A 14,086-nucleotide genomic window follows, 5' to 3' on the forward strand; every position below is an offset into this window, starting at 1 on the left:
TTGTGGGGACGAGCGCCGTGCGTCCGCCCCTCGGTCCGTCCCGACGCCCGTCGCCGGTTTTGTTCCGCGCGAATGCTCCGCGGAGGGGAGGATTTAGGTGGGTGGTCGGTTTTCGCAGGGGTGTGACCCACGAATGACCGACACGAGAGAGGCGGCCCGGCCCGCGGCGGACGGCGGGGAGCCGCCGAACGGCAGCGAGTTCGGCGTCGGCGACGAGAGCGGCGACGGCCCGCGGATCGAGTTCCGCGGGGGGAAGTGGGCGAGCACGGTCCCGCTCGTCTTCTTCATCGTCTGGGCGATCTTCCAGAGCGGCGTCCTCGGGATCGGCGACACGAACGGGCTGGTCGTCGGCGCGCTGATCGGGACGACGCTCGGGATGTTCCTCGTCCGCGGCGACTGGAAGGCGTACGCGGACACGATCTTCGAGGGGATGACCCAGCGCGTGGCCGCGACCGCGATCGTCGCGTGGCTGTGGGCCGGGATGTTCGCCGAGACGCTCCAAGTCGGGGGCTTCGTCGAGGGGCTCATCTTCGCGGCCGACGCCCTGAACGTCGGCGCGGCGACGTTCCCGGCGGCCGCGCTCGTCCTCTGCGGCCTGCTCGCGACCGGGATCGGCACGGGCTACGGCGCGACCGTCGCGTTCGTGACGCTGTTCTTCCCGGCCGGCGTCCTCGTCGGCGCGAATCCCGTGCTGCTTTTCGCCGCGATCCTCTCCGGGGCCGTCTTCGGCGACAACCTCGCGCCCGTCAGCGACACGACGATCGTGAGCGCGGTGACCCAGGACGCCGACATCGGCGGCGTCGTCGCCTCGCGGTTCAAGTACGCGATCGCGGCCGCGATCCCGGCGTTCGCCGCGTACCTGATCGCGGGGTCGGTCATGTCCGGCGTGAGCCTGGAGGGCTCGGCCGCGCTCCGCGAGTCCGCGAACGCCCTCGGACTCGTCCACCTGCTCTCGATGGGCGTCGTCATCGCGACCGCGGTCGCCGGCCGCCACATCGTCGAGGCGATCTCGTGGGGGCTGATCGTCGCCGTCGTTTTCAACCTCCTCTTCGGCCTGTCGAGCGCGAGCGACATCGTCGCCTTCACGGTCACGGAGGCCGGGTCGCTCTCCGGCCTCCCGGTCGTCACGGTCGGCGAGGCCGCCGGCGTCGGCGGGAGCCTCTACTCGGGCGCGGTCGGGTTCTTCCCGCTGATCGTCCTCACCCTGCTCATCGTCGCGATGGCGCAGGTCATGATCCGCGGCGGCGGCTTCGAGGCGATCCAGGAGTTCCTGTTGAACCGCGTCGCCACGACGGTCCGGCGGGCGGAGTTGACCATGGTCCTCGGCACCGCGACGATCAACGGGATGATCACGATAAACACCGCGGCCGAGATCGCGATCGCCCCGTACATCGCCCGCATCGGCGAGAAGTTCAACATCAACGGCTACCGGCGCGCGAACATCTTGGACGCGAACACCTCCGCGCTCGGCTACATCTTCCCGTGGGCGGGCGGCGTCCTCGTCGGGTATCAGGTGATGGTCGGCCCGGACGGCCTCGGCGCGGAGTACGGCACCGACGCGATGGTCGTCAACCCCATCGACGTCGTCCCCTACGTGTTCCACGGCTGGTTCCTCGTGGCCATCTTCGTCCTCGCCGCGATCACCGGCTTCGGGCGGGAGTACATTCCCGACCGCGCCTCCGAGGAGGTGTCGCGCGCATGAGCGTCTTCGACAAGTTCCTCGCCGGCTTCTCGTTCCGCGGGTCGACGCCGGACTACGCGGCCGGCGACGTCCTCGAAGTGATGGTGACCGGCGTGGAGGACGACGGCGGCGTGGGCGGTGGGACGGCGATCGCTCGCATCGGCGACTCGACGCTCCGTATCGAGGGCGCGCCCGCGGACGCGGTGAACACGCGGGTCATCGTCGACGTGGAGTCGTGGAACGAGACGGAACACCGCGGGATCGGGACGTACCGGGAGACGGTGGGCGAGAGCGCGTTCTAGATCGGTTCTCGCCGAGGCGTTCGTTTTTCGAGTTCGTCGACTCTACCGTTCGCTCGGAGTTCCGGTTACGGCGGGCGTCAGGAACATCGGTTCTGGCCGAACTGAATGAAGGGCTCGTCGTCTCCCTCCTCCCGATGGATCTCGATGTATAACTCCTCGATCGGCTCTTCGTCGTCGGTACACCGGGCGTAGTAGCGGAACCGGTCGCTCACGGACGAGTTATCGATCAGGCTCGCGCGGACGATGTAATCCCGCGCGTCGATAACGTCCGACTCCTGTAGTTCGTACGCAGCGGCCCCGTCGTCCGTGGACGACAGTTCGAACGTCCTCTGTAAAACGATCTCGCCGCCCTCCGGGCGAAGCATTTCGACGTCGAGGACGTGGCTGTCCGAATCGAAGTTCAGAAGCGTTATCGTGAGCTTCGGGTCGGAGAAGGGCGAACTCGCACATCCGGAGAGCGCCGCCAGACCGACCCCGCCACCGAGTGACACGGCTTGACGGCGGCTGAGTTTCATATTTGCGTGGACAAACACCACTCACAAATGTTTTTTCCCGGCCGGTGAGACGGTGTTCAGATAAGGTTTGAAAGTGAGGCGGTGCGTTTTCAAAGTGTTCTATGCCAGAAAACGACCGCCTCAGCGGCTGTTTAGACGAGATCAACTTAGAGTTTGTGGAGCGAGAAGCAACACCGAAGCTGTTGATGAAGCTCAGTATTCAGCTCCATTTGTCTGGACTATCGCTTTCGAATACTGTTTCGTTTCTTGAGGTATTCGGTGTTGATCGAGTTCGATCGACCGTTCATAACTGGGTTCACAAAGCCGACCTACAGCCGGAATCGGATCGGAACCCGAATCACGTCGCGGTTGATGAGACCGTGATTCAACTCGATACTGAGCAATATTGGCTGTACGCTGCTGTCGATCCCGAATCAAATGATCTGCTACACACACGGCTTGAACCGACGAGAAATAACGCGATCGCAGATCGGTTTTTCGCGGAACTCCGCGAAAAACACGACGTAGATGACGCGATCTTTCTCGTTGATGGTGCGGCTCCACTTCAGCGAGCCTGTCGTAAACACGGCCTCGATTTCAGATACGAACGACATGGAAATCGGAACAGCGTCGAACGTGTCTTTCGTGAGGTAAAACGCAGAACTACCAGTTTCTCAAACTGTTTCAGCAACGCCGAAGCAGAAACAGCAAACGAGTGGCTCAGATCCTTTGCCTTCGCATGGAATCAGCTTATCTGAACACTACCGCCGGTGATGCTTCGTTCACTACGTCTGTCGTTCTCGCTGGACACCGTCTGAGACGTTGTTTCAGCGACGATCGTGTCACTCGATACCGTCCCTTGAGAACCGGATCTCGGCGTATCTGACGTCCGTTGTATTCCGGGATCGACTGGACACGACTTCCGAAGCCCCAGCCGCTCGGCTGTACGCTACTGATCCTGTCACGACTGTGACCGCCGAAGCCCCAGCCGTGAGGACTCGCGCGGCTCGTTGCGCGCTTCGGTCGCTCACTCCGTTCGCTCCCTCCAGTGCTTACTTCGCCGTGCTTCGTCCTCACGGCTGCCCCTTCGAGTCCCACCCCACACCGCACAGCAACCGCACCTCACGCCTCCCCAGCCTCGTCGCTGGCCCCTCCGCTTCGCTCCGGGGCCAGCGACTCCCTCGCGCGTGCGACTCGCGCCCTCCGGGCGCTCGCCGGCACGCGCCACCGGAGTCCGGATCGATCACGTCGCGTTCGGGCTCGCGTTGAATCGGACCAGTTCGGCCGGTATCGGCGCGAACCGGCGCGGACCGGGGCGTTTTTGAGGACCACGCGCGAAGCGGAGAGCGTGCTATCGGTCGAGCTACACGCGCACTCCGCGCTGTCGTACGACGGGCGCGACCCGGTCGACCTCCTCTTGGAGCAGGCGGCCGGGGTCGGGCTCGACGCGCTCGCCGTCACCGACCACGACGAGATCGACGCCAGCATCGAGGCGGCCGAGAAGGCCCCCGACTACGGGCTGGTCGGCATCGTCGGCATGGAGGTGACCTCGGCGGTCGGTCACGTCCTCGCGTTCGGCATCGAGGAGGGGATCGAGAGCGGGCTCCCCTTCGACGAGACGCTCGATCGGATCCGCGACCAGGGCGGGATCGCGGTCGTTCCCCACCCGTTCCAGAAGTCCCGCCACGGCGTCGCCGCGCACGTCAGCGAGGATCAACTCGCCAGCGCCGACGCCATCGAGGTGTACAACTCCCGGCTGTTCACCGGGCGCTCGAACCGGCAGGCCGAGAAGTTCGCCGTCCGCCACGGGCTCCCGATGACCGCCGGCAGCGACGCGCACATCTCCGAGATGGTCGGGCAGGCGGTGACCGAGGTGGGTGCCGACGAGCGCTCCGCGGCCGCGATCCTCGACGGCATCGCGACGGGCCGGACCAGCGTCGTCGGCAAGCGCACCCCGTGGCGGGTGTCGCTCAAGCAGTTCGGCGGGGGCGCGAAGCGCCGCGCGCTCCGCGCGCTCGACTCCTTACGGTGACCCCGATGCCGTCCACCACGCCGCCCGACGACGGCTCGGATCTTCGAGGAGCCCCCGCCGACCGCGTCCGCGCCGCGCTCCGCGACGGCGACCCCCTCCCCGGGGGGCGCGGCTTCGCTGGACTCCTGACCGATCCTCCGGAGCGATCGGGGCCGGTCCTCGTCCGAGACGTCCTCGGCCGCCAACCGGTGTTCGTCGAGGGCGACGCGCTCGACCCGAAACGCGACCGCGACCCGACCGCACCGGGCGCGTGGGCGTTCGACCGCGGCGCGCTCGACGACCCGGAGCCGGTCCCGGCCGGAGGCGTCCTCTCGGCGGACGGGACCGAGCGCGTCTGGCGGCTTCCCGACCTCGGTCCAACCGCGGACCGGGACGCCGCGCTGTCGGCGGTCGGCGACGCGGTGAGCGCCGCGCTCGACGACCTCGCGTCCTCGGGTCGATCCGCGAGCGCGGCCGAGAAAAATCGGGGCAACAGCGACCCCGGCGACCTCGCTGTCGCCTTCTCCGGCGGCGTCGACTCCGGGGTCGTCGCGGCCGCCGTCCCCGACGCTCCCTGCTACGTCGCCGGCTTCGAGGGCTGTCACGACGTCGCGGCGGCGCGCGAGGCGGCGAGCGCGATGGAGCGCGACCTGCGCGTCGTCGAGGTGACCCACGACGACCTGAAGCGCGCCGTCCGCGCGGTCGCGGCCGCGACCGGTCGCCGGAACCCGATGGACGTCGCCATCGCGGTGCCGCTGTACCTGACCGCCGAGGCGGCCGCCGCGGACGGATTCGACCGGCTCGCGGTCGGGCAGGGGGCCGACGAGCTGTTCGGCGGCTACAGCAAGGTGGTCGACCCCGCCGAGGACCCCCGGGTCGACGCCGACACCGTCCGCGGGGCGCGGACCGAGACCGTCCGCACCCTGCCCGGTCAGCTGGAGCGAGACGTACTCTCGCTGCGGGCCGCCGGGGTCGAGCCGGCGACGCCGCTGCTCGACGACCGCGTCGTCGCGGCCGCGCTGGCGCTCCCCGACGACCTGCTCGTCGACGGCGAGGAGCGGAAGGTCGCGCTCCGCCGCGTCGCGACCGGGCGGGTCCCGGCGTCGGTCGCCGCCGCGGACAAGAAGGCGGTCCAGTACGGCACGTACGTCTCCCGCGAACTCGACCGGCTCGCGCGGCGGGCGGGCTACAAGCGGCGGATGGACGACCACGTCGGGAAGTACGTCGAGGCGCTGTGTAGCGAGGAAAAACCGGCCCGCGAGGGCCGGAACTGACCAAGTCGCCGCGCGGAGTACCAGTCCTGCGGCCGACGCCCGATCGTCCGGGCGTCTACGTAAAGATCGACAGGACGGATATAAAATCCGAGCAGTAGCGACAAATATGACACTCTTCCGTCCGAGATAGAAACGATCGTCCGCCGACAAGAGGTATTACTGCCGGATCTCCGCATCGAGCGCGCGCTTTGCCGAGGAAACTCCACGCCCATCCGGGCGAAACCGGTCGATCGCGGCGTTCGAGACGGGACGACAGCCTTAGCGGACCAGATACGGCTCGTCGCCGGCGATGAAGCGACCGAGGTCGCTCTCGCGGCGGAAGTCGGTCGACCGGAGCTCCCCCAGCGCGGCGACGAGCCGGTCGGCGTCGCCGTCGGTCCAGTCGGCGGGGTCTTTGACCGGCACGACGAGCCAGCCCGCGCCGAGCAGCTCCTCGCCGTGGAGCGCGTCCATGTCGATCTCGGTCTTCCAGGCCCGCGCGGTGTAGGTCTCCAAGACGTGTTCGGTCGCCCGCGCGCCCACCGGGAGCAGCACGTGCGCCGCGATGGCGCGGAGTTCGGCGTCGAAGAACCGCTCCATGTCGGCGTACGCGTCGTCGTCCGGCGGCTCCTCGCTCGCGCACATGTGGAGGTACGAGAGGAACGTTCGGTCGGTTCGGATCGGGTCGGTCGCGGTCGGATCGCCCTCGCGCGCGACGCCGTCGGGGTCGACCCCGTCCGCGATCCCCGCGATCAGTCCCGCGGCCGACAGCACCGACAGGAACGCGGGCGACCACGGCTCGCCGGTGAAGGGGACGCCGGCCGCGGTCCCGCCGTGGACGCCCGGGCGGTCGCCGACGACGTGGAAGTCGGCGTTGGCGTCGCCGTAGCCCGGGACGAACGACGGACAGTCGGGACGCATCCCGAACGGGTTCCGGATCTGGTCCGTGACGTTCTGCACGCGACGTGATAGGCGGGCACCCGGTTATATCGAGTTCGGTCCGACGCGGGAAGCGCCCCCGCGGCCGGCGACCCGGGCCTCGGCTCCGCAGCCGGGGGGCGGGACGAACCGTCGGATCCGGCCCGATGCGAGGCGCACGAACCCTCGTGGATACGCATAAGTTACGCAGATACCGTGGGTCCGACCGACGTTGGATACGCGTCGATCGCCGCGCCGGGATCGAAGTTTCAGGATCGTTAATCTACGACCGAGAATCGCACGACTGCGTCGGGGTCAGTCCGGTCGCGGCCACGGAAGATATTTATACGTCCCCGCGCTCGGGTCGGGCAGAAGTTCAATGTTCGACCGCATCCGCAGGGCGGCCCTGTTCGGGCTCCACCAAGCGACCGTCGCCGCCGGTATCTCGCTGTTCCCGGTGGCGGTCTTCGCGCGCCGGCGTCTCGGCATCAACATCCCCGTCGGCCGACTCGTCGAGACCACCACCGAGGCGTTCGAGACCGCGGACGAGGAGTGATCGACCGACCGTAGCGGCCCGTTTTGGCGTCGCGGACCGAACGCAACCCGCCGAGCGACCGCGCCGGCGGCTTTTCTCGACGTTCCGGTCGGTGACAGCTCCCACCCGCGGGACCGACGTTCCGCGGTCGTCCGGCGGTCCCGACCCGTTGCAGTCGGGCGGTGGGGCGGTGGCTCCCCCGGCGACGGATAGGTTCGTCGGAACCGGTCGGCGGCCCCCGAAGGGTTGCCTTTATCAGCGCGCCGAGCGAATGGAGGTGTAATGCGAACACCGACTGGCGACCTCTCAGACGGCCCGGCGGCGGGCCTCGGCCGCGACCAGCCCGTCTTCGGACCGGAGCTCGGCGAGTTCGAACACAGCGAGCGCCGCGCCGCGAAGGCGGAAGGCGACGGCGAGATGAAGACCGGGACGACGACCGTCGGCATCAAGGCCGAGGACGGCGTCGTGATGGCGACCGACATGCGCGCCTCCCTCGGCGGCATGGTCTCCTCGAAGGACGTCCAGAAGGTCGAGGAGATCCACCCGCGCGGCGCGCTCACCATCGCCGGCTCCGTCTCGGCGGCACAGAACCTCATCTCGACGCTCCGCGCCGAGACGAGCCTCTACGAGGCCCGACGCGGCAAGGACATGTCCATGGAGGCGCTGTCGACGCTGACGGGGAACCTCCTCCGCTCGGGCGCGTTCTACATCGTCCAGCCGATCCTGGGCGGCGTCGACGACGAGGGCGCGCACATCTACTCCATCGACGCCCTCGGCGGCACGACCGAGGAGGAGTACACCGTCACCGGCTCCGGGTCGCAGTACGCGCTCGGTGTCTTAGAACAGGAGTACGACGACGGCGTCACCATCGACGAGGCGAAGACCATCGCCGCGAAGGCGATCCAGTCCGCCGTCGAGCGCGACCTCGCGTCCGGCAACGGGATCAACGTCGCCGTCGTCACCGATGACGGCGTCGACATCACCCGGTACAAGGAGTTCGACGACCTGCTGTAAGGCCGCTCGGGCCGCCGGCGGGACGCCGCCGATCGATTCTCACGCGGTTTCTTTCGACGATCCACCACCCGCGGGTCCGTTCTCCGCGCCGGCCCGGGCTTACCGCCGCAGTCCCGGCGGCGCGCGGATCCCGTCGCCCCAGTAGAACCGGGGGCCGAGGAGGAGGTAGCCACAGGAGAGGAACAGCAGCGCGAACGCGAACCCCTCGCCGATCCACGCGGGGAGCGCGTCCGTCGCCATGTGGCCTGCCGGGGTGAGGATCACGGCGGCCTGGACGACGCCCATCACGAGCGCGTCCTGCGCGTGGAGGTCCGGGTACGTGACCGTCGACCCCATCAGCAGCGCGAACGTCGCCGTGGCCGCGACGAGGAGGATCGGGGCGGTGTAGCCGGCGATGACGGCGGCCGCGAGCACCGTCGCCGCCAGCGTCGTCGGGACGCCGACCGTCTCGCGGGAGCCGTCCTCGTCGGCGGTGTAGAGGCCGAGGCGGGCGACCGCGGCGGCGACGAACAGCGCGCCCGCGCCGACGCCGGCGGCGACGAGGACGGGGTCGGCCGCGAACGAGCGGCCGTCGCCGACGACGGCGGCGACCAGCGCGGCGGGCGCGACGCCGAAGGAGGCGACGTCCGCCAGCGAGTCGAGGTACGGGCCGGCCGGCGTCGACCCGCGGTGGCGGGCGACGACGCCGTCGAGGCCGTCCGCGACCGCGGCGAGGAGGACGAGTCGGGCCGCGAGCGCGGCGTCGACCGTCGCGGCGACGACGGCGAGGAAGCCGACGGCGGCGTTGGCCACGGTCACCGCGTCCGCGAGCCCGAGCCGCCGAGCGAACCGCAGAGGCATACCGTACCGGTCGACGAGACGGGTTTTAGGGCTTGTTATCTCGTCGACCGCCCGCACGCGACACCGTCGAGGGAGCATCGGGGTGCGAACCCGAGTCGGGGCGCGATCCGACCGCCGTCAGGGCACGTGCCAGATGCCGCGCCCGAAGTCGAGCCACTCCCCGACGACGACGTGCGGGAGGGCGATGACGCAGACGAAGATGGTGTAGAAGGCGACCGCGCCCGACAGCAGCGAGCCGCCGGCCAGCGGGTTCGGCGCGACGGTCCACAGGGTGACGGCGACGGTCGCCGTGGCCAGCGCGCCGACGACGAGGACGCCCCACGCCACGACGAGCGAGACGCCCTCGGTCCGGCTCGGGCGCTCGCGCTCGACGACCATGCTCCGGGCCGACTGGCGCATCGAGTACCACAGCGGGAAGTAGAGCCCGATGGCGACGACCACGGGCACGAGCGCGAAGTACGCGACGAGCAGCAGCGTCTCGGCGGCGTCGAGGAGCCACGACCGGCTCACGCCGCCGGTCGAGCGCCAGCTGGTCGCGAGCCCGCCGCCGAGGTGCGCGAGCACCCCGACGCCGTACGCCGCGCCGAGCGCCGTGGTGACCGCCTCGGGCGAGGAGGCGGCGGGGCCCGCTAACTGCCCGTCGAAGACGCCGAGCATGATGCCGGTGAAGCCGTAGAAGGTGTCGGTCCAGAAGACGGCGGGGACGACCATCACGGCCCCGCCGCGGACGAGGGCGGCGAGCGCGCGCTGCGGCCGCGTGGGGAGGTGGTCGGTGCCGACCAGCGCGTCCATCACGCGCAGGTCGCCGTGTCCCCCCTTCGCGACGGCGGTCCCGAACGCGAGCGCGAGCGCCGGCAGCGGCGCGACGACGAACAGCGTCACGAACGCCGCGACGAAGCCGACGTACAGCCCCACGTACCGCGCGCCGAACGGGAGCCCCCGCCGGCGGAGGTTCGAGAAGTGTTCGTACCCCCCGTGCGGGAGGTTCAGCGCGACCATCCCGACGAGGTACGCGATCATCTGGGTCCGGAGCGACACGTCGGTGCCGGCCGCGGAGAGCGCGCCGAACCCCACCGCGAGCAGGAGCAACGCGGCGCGCGACGCACCGATGGCCGTCCGCTCCGGTTCACCGAGGAGCCGCCGTACCGGACTCGCCGTCGACGTCGACATATCAGCACGTACGGCTCTTACGGGGTTAGGGCCTCGTCGTCATTATTGGGTGTTTTATAGGCCGTGCGCGCGCTCGCCGCAACCGCCGGCCGGCCGCCCCGCGGAGGGAGTGAGACGCGCTCAGTACGTGTGGATCACTTCGCCGCAGCGCGTGCACTCGATCGTGTCCGACCTGAACAGGCGGTCCTTCTTCTCCGTCGGCCCGTTACACTCGGGACAGACGCCGAGGTTCCGCCCGTCCGCGACGCGTGCGGAAAGGTCTAGGAACTGGTTTTCGAGCGTCTCGATCTGTTCGGACTGCTCTTCGACGACCGACTGGAGCTCCTCGATGGTGTCCTCGCGCTCCTCGACCGCGGTGGACAGCTCCTCGATCCGCTGTTCGTAGGCGTCGATCGCCTCAACGTCGATGGTGACGTCGTCGGTCGTCTCCTCCGCCTCTCGTTCCGCGGTTGTTTCGACGGTCGATTCGGCTTCGGCCTCGGTTTCTTCGTCTGCCATGTGCCACTAGTGGAGCCCCAGGGTCATTACTTTCGGGTCGACAAGGTTCCCCTCGAAGCGGGATTCGGCGACGACGACGGCGGCCCGGACGCTGCCGCGACCAAGCGGCCGACGGCGCGGATACCTAACTGGGATGGCATCGATCTCAATAGAGTATATGCTGTATGAAGATGTGGGTATGGACCCGATAGCGCTACAGGCGGGATACGACCTCCTCGGGGACGGCCGCCCCGAGACGCTTTGGTTGGGTATCGGCACACTACTAATGCTCATCGGGACCTTCTACTTCATCGCCCGCGGTTGGGGCGTGACGGACAAGAAGGCCCGTGAGTACTACGCGATCACGATCCTCGTGCCGGGAATCGCGTCGGCAGCGTATCTGTCGATGTTCTTCGGCATCGGGCTGACGACGGTCGAGGTGGCTGGGATGGCCGAGCCGCTCGAAATCTACTACGCCCGGTACGCGGACTGGCTGTTCACGACGCCGCTGCTGCTGCTTGACCTCGCGCTGCTCGCGAACGCGGACCGCACCACCATCGGGACGCTCATCGGCGTCGACGCGCTGATGATCGTCACCGGTCTCATCGGTGCGCTCTCGCACACGCCGCTCGCGCGGTACACCTGGTGGCTGTTCAGCACGATCGCGTTCCTGTTCGTGCTGTACTACCTCCTGACGGTGCTCCGCAGCGCGGCCGCGGAGCTCTCGGAGGACGTACAGACCACCTTCAACACGCTAACGGCGCTCGTCGCCGTCCTCTGGACGGCGTACCCGATCCTGTGGATCATCGGGACCGAAGGCGCCGGCGTCGTCGGTCTGGGCGTCGAGACGCTCGCGTTCATGGTGCTCGACGTGACGGCGAAGGTCGGATTCGGCTTCGTCCTGCTCCGCAGCCGCGCCATCCTCGGCGACACCGAGGCTCCGGAGCCCTCGGCGGGTGCCGAGGCGCAGGCCGCGGACTGACGGGACGACCGTCGACCGTTCAGTAATCGAATCGCATCGCACCGACCGACTTTCCACCATTCATTTTTGACATGACTGACACAACCACCGAACAGCCGCCAGTGCTGCGTACGCGGTCCGTGATCGGACTCGCCGTCTGCCTCGCGATCGCCCTCGGCGGGATCTTCGTGATCCCCGGTTTCGAGTCGCGAGCGGGGTTCGGCGTCACGTTCTGGACGATGGCGGCGCTGGAGCTGCTCGCCATGGTCGGGGTCGCCTACTTCGTCCTCAACCTCCACGAGGAGTAGACCCGACCTCCGAGTTTCGCCGGTTTCACTCGGCCGATCGGTCGGGACCCGACCGGCCGAGGTCGGCTCGCCCGTCGCCGGTCGACGGCGACGTCTCGGCGAGGGCGCGCTCGAAGTGGTCGCGACCGACGGTCGAATCGGTCGCCGGGCCGTCGCCGACGATGGCGTCCTCGATGGCGAGCAGCCCGGCCTCCCGGACCAGCGCCGCGAGGTCGCCGCCGCTGTACCCGGCGGTTCGGTCGGCGACGGCGTCGAGGTCGACGTCGGCCCCGACGGGCATCTCCCGCGCGTGGATCCCGAGGATCTCGCGGCGGGCGTCCCGGTCGGGGAGCGGCGTCTCGACCGCCTTCTCGATCCGTCCCGGACGAAGCAGCGCCTCGTCGATGTTGTCGGGGCGGTTGGTCGCCGCGATCACCACGACGTCGGTGAGCGGCTCCAGCCCGTCCAGCTCCGTCAGCAGCTGCGACACGACGCGCTCGCCGGCCCCCGTGTCGTCGCCGCGGCGCTTCGGCGAGATGGCGTCGACCTCGTCGAAGAAGACCACCGCCGGCGCGTTCTCGCGCGCGGTGGCGAACAGGTCGCGGACCGCCTGCTCGCTGGCCCCGACGTACTTGTCGAGCAGCTCCGGACCGTTCACCGGGATGAAGTTCGCGTCGCTGAGGCTCGCCGCGGCCCGCGCGAGCAGCGTCTTCCCGGTCCCCGGCGGCCCGTGTAACAGGACGCCGGACGGCGGGTCGATCCCCATCTCGGCGAAGCGGTCGGCGTACTCCAGCGGCCAGTACACCGCGCGCACGAGCTCGCGTTTGGCCGGCTCCAGCCCGCCGACGTCGTCCCAGCCGACCGCGGGGAACTCCACCGTGACCTCCCGGAGGCCGGTCGGCTCGGCCTCGTCGATCGCGGCGTCGAAGTCGGTCATCCGGATCGCGGACCGGCCGTCGCGCCGGACCGCGCGCTCCAGCGCCGCGTCCACGAGGACGGCCAGGTCGGCGAACACGTACCCGTTGAGCCGCGCGGCGATCGACTCGAAGTCGACGTCCATCGCGAGCGACGCGCCCTCGCAGAACGCTTCGAGCGCGGCCGCGCGCTCGGCGGTCGTCAGCGGCTCGACCGCCACCTCCCGGTCGAACCGCCCGCCGCGGCGCAGCGCCGACGGCACGGCGCTCGGGTCGGCCGTCGCGCCGATCACGACCGTCCGGTCGCCGGCGCGGAGCTCGTCGACGGTCGAGCGGAACCGGTCGGCCAGCGCGGAGCCGCCGTCGTCGGCACCCAGCGCCTCGAGGTCGTCGAGGAGGACCACGGTCGGCTCCCCCGCCGCGACGCTCTCGACGACGCGGTCGAGGCGGTCCGTCCGGTCGCCGGCCCGCTCGCCGCGGAGCCTGGCCGCCGAGACGCGTACGAGCGTCGCGCCGGTCGCGGCCGCGACGCCCTCGACGAGCGTCGTCTTCCCCGAGCCGCGCGGCCCGTGGAGGAGCAGGCCCAGCGTCGGGTAGCCCGCCGACTCGAAGGTGTCCGCGGCGTCGAACCGCGCCGCGACCGCCTCGCGGAGGCGCTCGAACGTCGCCGTCGAGACGAAGTCGTCCCCGACGCCGACGCCGTCCGGCCGCTCGGCGACGACGGCCGGCGTTCCGTCGTCCGCCGCGACGGTGATATCGGTCTCGTCCGTGACGACGGCCGGCGACGACGGGGCCACGTCGCGCACGTCGAACCGGAGCGTGAGGGCACCGCCGAGGCGGGTGACCTCGAACTCGTCGCCGACGGCGACCGCCCGGCGGTCGAGCCGCCGGCGGATCGCGTCCTCGCTCCGCTCCAAGTCGACCGACTGGCGGAGCCGGAGGGTGACGGCCGACGCGACGGGGAGGTCCGACGCCGACACGACCGCGGTCTCGCCGGGTTCGACCCCCGCGGTCCGACGGAGCCGTTCGGGGAGGAAGACGGCCCGCGCTCCGTCGTCGACCGCGACCGCGGGGCCGACGATCCGGTGCGCGCCCTCGACGGCGACGGAGTCGCCGAGTCCGATCCCGAGCTCGGCGAGGACGGACTCCGGGAGTCCGATGCGGTCCCCGGGGACCGACGTGGGCGGCTCTCGGACCGGGATGCGCGCCGTCATCGGTCGTCGATGCGT

General features: G+C 69.7%; 15 protein-coding genes. 9 read left to right on the top strand and 6 right to left on the bottom strand.

Annotated features, from left to right (window positions below):
- Positions 1–133: 133 nt before the first annotated feature.
- Both NAF06_RS02330 and NAF06_RS02335 read left to right on the top strand, forming a co-directional pair.
- The gene (locus NAF06_RS02330) at positions 134–1,702 is read left to right on the top strand and encodes a Na+/H+ antiporter NhaC family protein (RefSeq protein ID WP_008581711.1); all 1,569 of its coding nucleotides are present in this window, start codon (positions 134–136) and stop codon (positions 1,700–1,702) included.
- A complete protein-coding gene (locus tag NAF06_RS02335; protein ID WP_008581712.1) occupies positions 1,699–1,983 on the top strand; it encodes a DUF7513 family protein in 285 nt (94 codons plus the stop codon). Before NAF06_RS02330 ends, NAF06_RS02335 begins: the two co-directional genes overlap by 4 nt.
- A gap of 77 nt (positions 1,984–2,060) precedes the next feature.
- Here NAF06_RS02335 and NAF06_RS02340 read toward each other — a convergent pair whose 3' ends face one another.
- Positions 2,061–2,519, bottom strand: a complete 459-nt coding sequence (locus tag NAF06_RS02340; protein ID WP_152418727.1) for a hypothetical protein — start codon at positions 2,517–2,519, stop codon at positions 2,061–2,063.
- Positions 2,520–2,599: 80 nt separating this feature from the next.
- Here NAF06_RS02340 and NAF06_RS02345 point away from each other — a divergent pair, with 80 nt between their 5' ends.
- The 3 genes from NAF06_RS02345 (at position 2,600) to NAF06_RS02355 (ending at position 5,762) form a co-directional block, all read left to right on the top strand.
- The gene (locus tag NAF06_RS02345; protein ID WP_251106145.1) at positions 2,600–3,235 is read left to right on the top strand and encodes an IS6 family transposase; all 636 of its coding nucleotides are present in this window, start codon (positions 2,600–2,602) and stop codon (positions 3,233–3,235) included.
- Positions 3,236–3,825: 590 nt separating this feature from the next.
- Positions 3,826–4,509, top strand: coding sequence for a PHP domain-containing protein (locus tag NAF06_RS02350; protein ID WP_008581715.1), 684 nt, complete (start codon positions 3,826–3,828; stop codon positions 4,507–4,509).
- Between the two features lie 5 nt (positions 4,510–4,514).
- Positions 4,515–5,762, top strand: coding sequence for an asparagine synthase C-terminal domain-containing protein (locus NAF06_RS02355; protein ID WP_008581717.1), 1,248 nt, complete (start codon positions 4,515–4,517; stop codon positions 5,760–5,762).
- A gap of 258 nt (positions 5,763–6,020) precedes the next feature.
- On the opposite strand, the gene NAF06_RS02360 is transcribed toward NAF06_RS02355, so the two are convergent.
- The gene (locus NAF06_RS02360; RefSeq protein ID WP_251106175.1) at positions 6,021–6,701 is read right to left on the bottom strand and encodes a uracil-DNA glycosylase family protein; all 681 of its coding nucleotides are present in this window, start codon (positions 6,699–6,701) and stop codon (positions 6,021–6,023) included.
- Between the two features lie 337 nt (positions 6,702–7,038).
- Here NAF06_RS02360 and NAF06_RS02365 point away from each other — a divergent pair, with 337 nt between their 5' ends.
- On the top strand, positions 7,039–7,215 hold the full coding sequence (locus tag NAF06_RS02365) for a hypothetical protein (protein WP_006629784.1): 177 nt from the start codon (positions 7,039–7,041) through the stop codon (positions 7,213–7,215).
- A 261-nt stretch (positions 7,216–7,476) separates the two neighbouring features.
- A complete protein-coding gene (gene psmB, locus NAF06_RS02370) occupies positions 7,477–8,208 on the top strand; it encodes an archaeal proteasome endopeptidase complex subunit beta (protein WP_008581725.1) in 732 nt (243 codons plus the stop codon).
- Positions 8,209–8,307: 99 nt separating this feature from the next.
- On the opposite strand, the gene NAF06_RS02375 is transcribed toward psmB, so the two are convergent.
- The 3 genes from NAF06_RS02375 to NAF06_RS02385 all read right to left on the bottom strand — a co-directional run bounded on the left by NAF06_RS02375 (position 8,308) and on the right by NAF06_RS02385 (position 10,716).
- The gene (locus NAF06_RS02375) at positions 8,308–9,048 is read right to left on the bottom strand and encodes a protein sorting system archaetidylserine synthase (protein ID WP_008581729.1); all 741 of its coding nucleotides are present in this window, start codon (positions 9,046–9,048) and stop codon (positions 8,308–8,310) included.
- A gap of 117 nt (positions 9,049–9,165) precedes the next feature.
- Positions 9,166–10,218, bottom strand: a complete 1,053-nt coding sequence (locus NAF06_RS02380) for a Brp/Blh family beta-carotene 15,15'-dioxygenase (protein WP_008581730.1) — start codon at positions 10,216–10,218, stop codon at positions 9,166–9,168.
- Between the two features lie 120 nt (positions 10,219–10,338).
- Complete coding sequence (locus tag NAF06_RS02385) at positions 10,339–10,716, bottom strand: SlyX family protein (RefSeq protein WP_008581731.1); 378 nt, start codon at positions 10,714–10,716, stop codon at positions 10,339–10,341.
- Positions 10,717–10,981: 265 nt separating this feature from the next.
- Here NAF06_RS02385 and NAF06_RS02390 point away from each other — a divergent pair, with 265 nt between their 5' ends.
- Complete coding sequence (locus tag NAF06_RS02390) at positions 10,982–11,677, top strand: bacteriorhodopsin (RefSeq protein WP_008581732.1); 696 nt, start codon at positions 10,982–10,984, stop codon at positions 11,675–11,677.
- Between the two features lie 71 nt (positions 11,678–11,748).
- The gene (locus NAF06_RS02395) at positions 11,749–11,964 is read left to right on the top strand and encodes a hypothetical protein (protein ID WP_192813793.1); all 216 of its coding nucleotides are present in this window, start codon (positions 11,749–11,751) and stop codon (positions 11,962–11,964) included.
- Between the two features lie 25 nt (positions 11,965–11,989).
- On the opposite strand, the gene NAF06_RS02400 is transcribed toward NAF06_RS02395, so the two are convergent.
- Positions 11,990–14,071: an AAA family ATPase gene (locus tag NAF06_RS02400; RefSeq protein WP_008581734.1), complete on the bottom strand. Its 2,082-nt coding sequence runs from the start codon at positions 14,069–14,071 to the stop codon at positions 11,990–11,992.
- Positions 14,072–14,086: the final 15 nt, after the last annotated feature.

Origin of the sequence: Halorubrum hochsteinianum (genome assembly GCF_023702125.1) — an archaeon.
In the GTDB taxonomy this organism is placed as follows: Archaea; Halobacteriota; Halobacteria; order Halobacteriales; family Haloferacaceae; genus Halorubrum; species Halorubrum hochsteinianum.

Excerpts from the sequence above, each read along its gene's own strand:
- NAF06_RS02330 (WP_008581711.1), top strand. The coding sequence starts at position 134 with ATGACCGACACGAGAGAGGCGGCCCGGCCCGCGGCGGACGGCGGGGAG.
- NAF06_RS02335 (WP_008581712.1), top strand. The coding sequence starts at position 1,699 with ATGAGCGTCTTCGACAAGTTCCTCGCCGGCTTCTCGTTCCGCGGGTCG.
- NAF06_RS02345 (WP_251106145.1), top strand. The coding sequence starts at position 2,600 with ATGCCAGAAAACGACCGCCTCAGCGGCTGTTTAGACGAGATCAACTTA.
- NAF06_RS02355 (WP_008581717.1), top strand. The coding sequence starts at position 4,515 with ATGCCGTCCACCACGCCGCCCGACGACGGCTCGGATCTTCGAGGAGCC.
- NAF06_RS02365 (WP_006629784.1), top strand. The coding sequence starts at position 7,039 with ATGTTCGACCGCATCCGCAGGGCGGCCCTGTTCGGGCTCCACCAAGCG.
- psmB (WP_008581725.1), top strand. The coding sequence starts at position 7,477 with ATGCGAACACCGACTGGCGACCTCTCAGACGGCCCGGCGGCGGGCCTC.
- NAF06_RS02375 (WP_008581729.1), bottom strand. The coding sequence starts at position 9,048 with ATGCCTCTGCGGTTCGCTCGGCGGCTCGGGCTCGCGGACGCGGTGACC.
- NAF06_RS02380 (WP_008581730.1), bottom strand. The coding sequence starts at position 10,218 with ATGTCGACGTCGACGGCGAGTCCGGTACGGCGGCTCCTCGGTGAACCG.
- NAF06_RS02385 (WP_008581731.1), bottom strand. The coding sequence starts at position 10,716 with ATGGCAGACGAAGAAACCGAGGCCGAAGCCGAATCGACCGTCGAAACA.
- NAF06_RS02390 (WP_008581732.1), top strand. The coding sequence starts at position 10,982 with ATGCTCATCGGGACCTTCTACTTCATCGCCCGCGGTTGGGGCGTGACG.
- NAF06_RS02395 (WP_192813793.1), top strand. The coding sequence starts at position 11,749 with ATGACTGACACAACCACCGAACAGCCGCCAGTGCTGCGTACGCGGTCC.
- NAF06_RS02400 (WP_008581734.1), bottom strand. The coding sequence starts at position 14,071 with ATGACGGCGCGCATCCCGGTCCGAGAGCCGCCCACGTCGGTCCCCGGG.